The following is a 5,832-nucleotide window of genomic DNA, read 5'->3' on the forward strand; positions in this document are numbered from 1 at the left end:
CCTGGTACCGGCGCCGGCACCGGGGAGGGCGCTGGGGCAGGTGCTGTAGCCGGCGGCGCTAGCGCTGGAGCCACCGACGGCGCTGCAACCTGCGCCGGTGCTGAGGCAGAAGGTATCTCCGGCGCCGGAGCCTGTAAGTGGGCTACTAGCCCCAGCCCGCCCTGGCCTTGGGACCGCCTGTCCTCGATAGCGGACTGGTAAACTTCGAGGAAGCGCTGGGCAGCAGCCTGGCTGGAGTGATGGGCCTCCACATACCGGCGGGCGGCCTGGCCGATGGATGCGGCCAGCTCCGGCTGCTCCCGTAAGGTATTGATGGCCCGGCTTAGGGCAGCTACATCCCGCTGCGGCACCAACCAGCCGGTCTTTTCGGGCTGGATCAGTTCTTTTAAGCCTCCAATACTGGAAGCCACCACCGGCAGGCCAGCCGCCATCCCCTCCAGAGCGGCTATGGAGGTAGCCTCCTCCACCCCGGCAGAGGTTACAGATGGCACTAGGACCAGGTCAGAGACTGCATACAGCTCTTCGATGGCATCCCGGCCAAGCGCCCCTAGGAGCCGGACGTGGTCCGAAAGCCTATCTCGCCGGATGGCCTCTTCCAAGCTCCGCCGCTCTTCGCCCTCGCCAGCGTAAACTAGGAAATAATCAGGATGAAGGGCTAAAAGCGACGGTAAAGCCAAAAGCGGGTAGATAACCCCATTTTTCTCCGTCAGGCGGCGGGGGCAAAATAGGATGTAGGCGTCGGGAGGAAGGCCGTAGCGCTTCCGCAATTTTTCCCGCCAACCTTGGCCGGCCTGCCGGGCTTGGGCCTCCCGTAGCCTCAAGGGGTCGAAGGAATCCAGATCGATGAAATTGGGAATGACGGTGACGCCTTCGGTTCGCCCCACCCGATCTTTTACGTAATTGGCCAAGCGGGTATCGACGGTGATGATCCGGTCCGCCTCCCGGTAGGCCTGATCTTCCATGTCCAAGAAAAACTTCTCCGCCGGGCTGCCGGCGGCAATGGAGCCCTTGCTCACTGCTTCCCAGGCCATATAGCCGTGCAAGGTGAGGACTACTGGGGCAGAGGCGGCGCTGGCCGCCTTTCTGGCGGCCAGCGCCGCAAACACATCCTCAGCATTAATGACGTCCGCCGGCAGCCGCCGCTGGATGACTCCAGCAAGAAGCCTCCTCCTAGCCCGGTGCGAGACCACCATCCCCAACCCCCGCCGCCAGCGGTTGAGGAGAAAGGACGGCCCCTGCACTCCTAGGAGCCGCAGGTAAGCCGGCAGATCGCTAAATGAGGCAATATCGACTTCATGGCTGGCTTGGGTTAGCGCCCGCGCCAACATGCTCATATGGGTAGATAAGCCGCCAGCGTGGGGGTAATTAAAGGAAGCTGCCATGAGTATACGCAAAGACAACATCTCCTTAGGCGTCCCTGGTATTGTACCCAGCCACCTCGGAAAACAGCGCCTGGGTCTCGGCCAGCATCCGCTGAGCGCTAAACTGGGCGACCACCCGCCGGTAGCCGGCTTGGCCGAGCCCCCGGGCCAACTGAGGGTCGGCCAATACCCGCCGGATGGCGGTAGCCAGGGCCCCGGCGTCGGCCGGGGGCACCAGGAGCCCGCTTTTTTCATCCTCCACTATTTCCGGGATCCCCCCTACCCGGGTAGCCACCACCGGCTTCTCCAAGGCCATGGCCTCCAGCAAAACCAGCCCCAAGCCCTCCATCAAAGATGGTAACACGAATACGTCCATTCCCGCTAGCCACCGGGGAACATCGTTGCGATACCCGGCAAAAGTGACCGCCCCACCTAGCCCCAGCTCCTCTACTTGGCGGCGTAGCCGGGCCTCTTCCAAGGCCTCGACGCCGCTGCCTCCGCCGCCAATTATGATTAAATGGGCTTGGGGGAAGGCCCTCAGCACCTCCGCAAAGGCCAAAATCAAATAACCTAGGCCCTTGACCGGGTGCAGCCGGGCCACCGTGCCAATGACCGGTCCGGGCACCGGCTTCCCGGGATACCCGAGTCTAGTCTGGGCCTTATGGCCGGCGCCGGCGACTTCCTCGGTAGCCGCCACGCCCGCCCTATCCCCAGGGGTTTGGCCAGTTTGGCCTATCGCATGGCCTTCCCCGGCTTCATTCCTGGCCCCTTCCCCGGCCCCCATTTTGGCTCCTACCCCCGCCCGCCGCCGGTATTCCTCCATCTCCAGGCCATGGTAGATGATCTGGATCTTTTCCGGCGCTACCCCGCGCTGCTCTAAATACCGAGCAATGCTTTGGGAAATGGCGATGAACCGGCGAGTGCGCTTCTGGGTAGCTCTCTCCATCAATTCCGCTGCCAGACGGCGCCAGGCATTCCCGTAGTCATGGGCCAGGACGCTGTGGACGGTGGTAACGACGGGGATGCCCAGCCGGGAGCCGATCAGCCTCCCGAAGAAGTTGGCCCGCACTCCATGGGTATTGATGAGGTGGGGCCGAAATTGGGCTACCGCCCTCGCCAGCTTTCGACCAGCAGGATCGCGCCGTCCGGCCGGGACCACCCGGGTCTCCCAACCCAGGTCGCGGATTCGCCCGGTTAGGGCTTCGCCTCGGATATCTAAATAAAGTACCTGGAAACGGCCTCGATCCAGGCCCTTCAGGATGGTCTCTAGGTATTGGGGGGCTCCTCCTTGGCTTCCGCCCCCGTAGATTACTGCCACTCGAATCGGCAAGCCATCAGCTCCTAGGCCACTTGTTGTCTCCTGCATTGGGCCAGCGCCTGCGCCGCCGGCTGGTGATCGTCGCCATTGGCAGGCCGGCCCTCCAGGCTCATTATTATGCCCATGAACAGCCAGATGAAAAGAGCGGTCTGGTGGATTTCCCAAATACCGGCCACAAAGGATTGGATTAGGAGCCCTATAAAGGAAGCGGTCATGCCGGCAATAATGGCCCGCCAGCGGGGGCTCGCCTCCCGGTGATAAATCTGGTAGGCAGCGCGGACAAAGGTCACTAAGAACCAAGCAAAAACGGCCAGCCCCACTAGGCCCAATTCAGCTGCCACCTGAACAATCTGGTTGTCCAGCCACACCCCTTGCCAGTAGGAGAGGCCCACCTCCAGGAAAGCCGGACTACCCATTAACTTGGCTACCGCGCCTCCAAACCGGCCTGGGCCCACCCCCAGCCAAGGGTGCATACTCAAAACCTCTAAACCCTTCATCCAAGCAAAGATCCTGCCCGAATACGAGCTCTGGCTCAGATAATCGGAGCTAAATCCAAAGGCGATCCGGTCCAAGATGCCCGGCATGACCGCCGGAACTAGCAAAGCCGCCAGCAGCAGACCGAGCAAGAGACGCCGGTCCCGAACCAGCCCCAGGTAAAGGATGGCAGCCACCAGCCCCAGCATGGCCCCGCGGGAATAGGTAAAGGCCAAGGCTCCGGCCATGATTAGAGCAGCCATACCAGCCAGGCTCCGCCACCCCCAATTCTCCCCCCGGGTAAGGGCTAGGGCCAAGGCAGGGGGGATGAAGGCCAACAGGAAGCCGCCAAAGGTATTGGGGTTGGCCATGGTGCCAAAAACCCGCGTGCTGATGTCCTCTTCCGGATCTACCCAGGAAGGTGGAGTCTCAACCCCGGTAAGCTTCTGAAACCATCCGTACAGAGCCAAGATGGTGGCTAGGGCTATAAGCAGAACCACCAAGCGCCAGAGCATCGAGCGCGAAGGTTTGATTTGAACAATGATTACATAAAGAAGAGCAAACTGCAAAAAGGCCCTGAGCCCAGCTATACCGGTAAATACAGGCACCCGGTTGGCAACGATGGATAGCACCCCTACGGCCAGCAGAACCGCCAGGGGAATATCAGTGCTGGCCGGCGCCAGCCGCACTTCGCCCAGGAAGAAAACCCGCACCAGGAGGGCCACAGTCATTACCGCCAGCACTGCCTCCACCGTATACTTGGCATTATAGGGCAGATAGGTGTTAATAAGGGCTAGCTCCACGGGCACGAACAAACAAATGTATAGTATCCCTAGCTCGGGACGAAGATAAATCCAAGCTGCAACCAATAGCCCAAGCAGAATAGCCGTCAAAAGTAGGCTGCCGGTTCGCGCATATACAATGGCGCAGCCCAACAGGTAGACAGCTGAAGCCACCATAGCGTGCTCTCGCGCTAGGCCCAGAAAAAGGCTTGAGCTCGCAAGCCTCCGGCCCCATGACCCCAGCGGCAAGGTAAATCGCAGTATGCCCCGGTAAATTGCCCTAAGGCCCGCCCAGGTCAATGACTGCTGCGCCAGCGGTAGCGTAGCCGGGGGATCTAGCACCAGAACCCGCGCCAAGATGCTTCCCCGGCCCAGGCAGACCAGAGTCCGCCACAGCCATTCCAGGAAAGCAGCAAGGCAGCTGCCCGCCCATATATTCTCCCACTGGCCAGCTAAATTTCGGCCCCACCTGACCGCCGAACTATGCTCAACCCAACCTTCCCACTGACTCAAATCGCTCCCTCGCTTTTTGACCGCTTGGCCTACGCCTTGCATACCAATTCTTACACCAGACCTCTGTTCCCGGCCCAGGGCTTACTTCGAGATGGGCTCCACCGAAAGGATGTTGGCATTGTTGGCCCGGAAATTATCAGTATGGACTTTAATTACGTCCCCCACCAGCATCTCGTTGCCGCCTACCTTGGCGGTGCCATGGCCAAGCTGTCCTTTGCCCTCGACGGTGATATAGACCTCCTTGTAATAAGGGTCCGAGACTACCACCCGGGTACCGTCGTCCTTGGTAGTAACCACCTTCAGGGGCTGGACCTTGACATCAGTTATCCTTCCTAAGGCTCCGCCGCTAACCACGCTAATCTGATCCCCTACCTTAAGCGCTTCGGCCACATCGGGCTTTACGTAGTCGACATATAGCAATACCTTTACTGGCTGGCCTTGGTCAATGGTTATCTGGTGGGACAATCGGGGCCAAGCCACCACCAAGGCGGCGCCGATGACCAGGATCACCACCAGCAGATCGATCAAGTTGATGATTCCCAATAACCGTCCTTTGGCATCCACTAACCGCATTCCTTTCGCTCCCTTCAACCTTGGCTACAACAAGATCTCTCTTTTCGACAGCAGCGCCAAGGTTCCTGCAAGGCCTAAGTTCAAGTTTCTGGCAGCAAGCAGGTATAGGAGTAGGCGAAGTAATGGGACAGCCCTCTACTAGCTTGCCGACAGACTGACGGACATCGGGCATGGGGTAAACAAAGCAATAACCAGGCCGGAAACTAGTGCCGAGAACCTGTTGACGGTAAATTGCATAGGCGTATACAGTAATAAGTAGCCCGATGGGTAAGTAAGGGAAAAGTTAAGGTGAGGTAAAAAGTTTTGAAAAAAATCACAAATTCTACCGGACCCCCCTTTACAACCTTGGAAATAACAGTTATAATGTGAACGGGGTCACAAGGGGGCCTCGGCGGCCAATCGCCACAGCACCAAGGCCAAGCCATGAAGGCGAGCCCAGGAGGCGGATTAGACAGAATAAAATCAAGAGCATTGAAAGTATAAGGGTTCACTCAACATCGCCTATTTCCACTTAGCAAGGGCAACCCTTAAAATTTAAATCAACTTTGTACTCGCTTTCACTTGACGCCAGAGCTGAAAACGAACCTTGCTGCAAAAATAGCCAAAATATTGTGGGTGACGTATAAATTCCAAGAACATGGGAACTATGAATATGACGAATGGGTATCACCAATATGGCGACTGCGAGATGGGAAACCGGAGAGAGGAAAGCGGAGGAAGATTAGGGAGACAGTACCGGCGGGTAGCCGAGGGTAAAGCAAGTTAACCAAGTTACTGGTGGAAGGGGGTTTTGGGATGAGCAGAATTACCG

General features: G+C 58.6%; 4 protein-coding genes. All 4 read right to left on the minus strand.

Going from position 1 to position 5,832, the window contains the following annotated elements; translation table 11 throughout:
- The coding region (locus tag H5U02_13460; GenBank protein MBC7343430.1) for a glycosyltransferase family 4 protein at positions 1-1,394 on the minus strand (1,394 nt) is incomplete at its 3' end.
- A gap of 13 nt (positions 1,395-1,407) precedes the next feature.
- Positions 1,408-2,691: a glycosyltransferase family 4 protein gene (locus H5U02_13465; GenBank protein ID MBC7343431.1), complete on the minus strand. Its 1,284-nt coding sequence runs from the start codon at positions 2,689-2,691 to the stop codon at positions 1,408-1,410.
- 11 nt (positions 2,692-2,702) lie between these two features.
- Positions 2,703-4,448, minus strand: coding sequence for an O-antigen ligase family protein (locus H5U02_13470; GenBank protein MBC7343432.1), 1,746 nt, complete (start codon positions 4,446-4,448; stop codon positions 2,703-2,705).
- Positions 4,449-4,529: 81 nt separating this feature from the next.
- Complete coding sequence (locus tag H5U02_13475) at positions 4,530-5,021, minus strand: DUF4330 domain-containing protein (protein ID MBC7343433.1); 492 nt, start codon at positions 5,019-5,021, stop codon at positions 4,530-4,532.
- Positions 5,022-5,832 lie beyond the last annotated feature (811 nt).

This window comes from Clostridia bacterium (assembly GCA_014360065.1).
Classification (GTDB): domain Bacteria; phylum Bacillota; class DSM-521; order Neomoorellales; family JACIYF01; genus JACIYF01.

What these genes read in the sequence shown, in the direction of transcription:
- H5U02_13475 (MBC7343433.1), bottom strand. Translation starts at nt 5,021, where the DNA reads ATGCGGTTAGTGGATGCCAAAGGACGGTTATTGGGAATCATCAACTTG.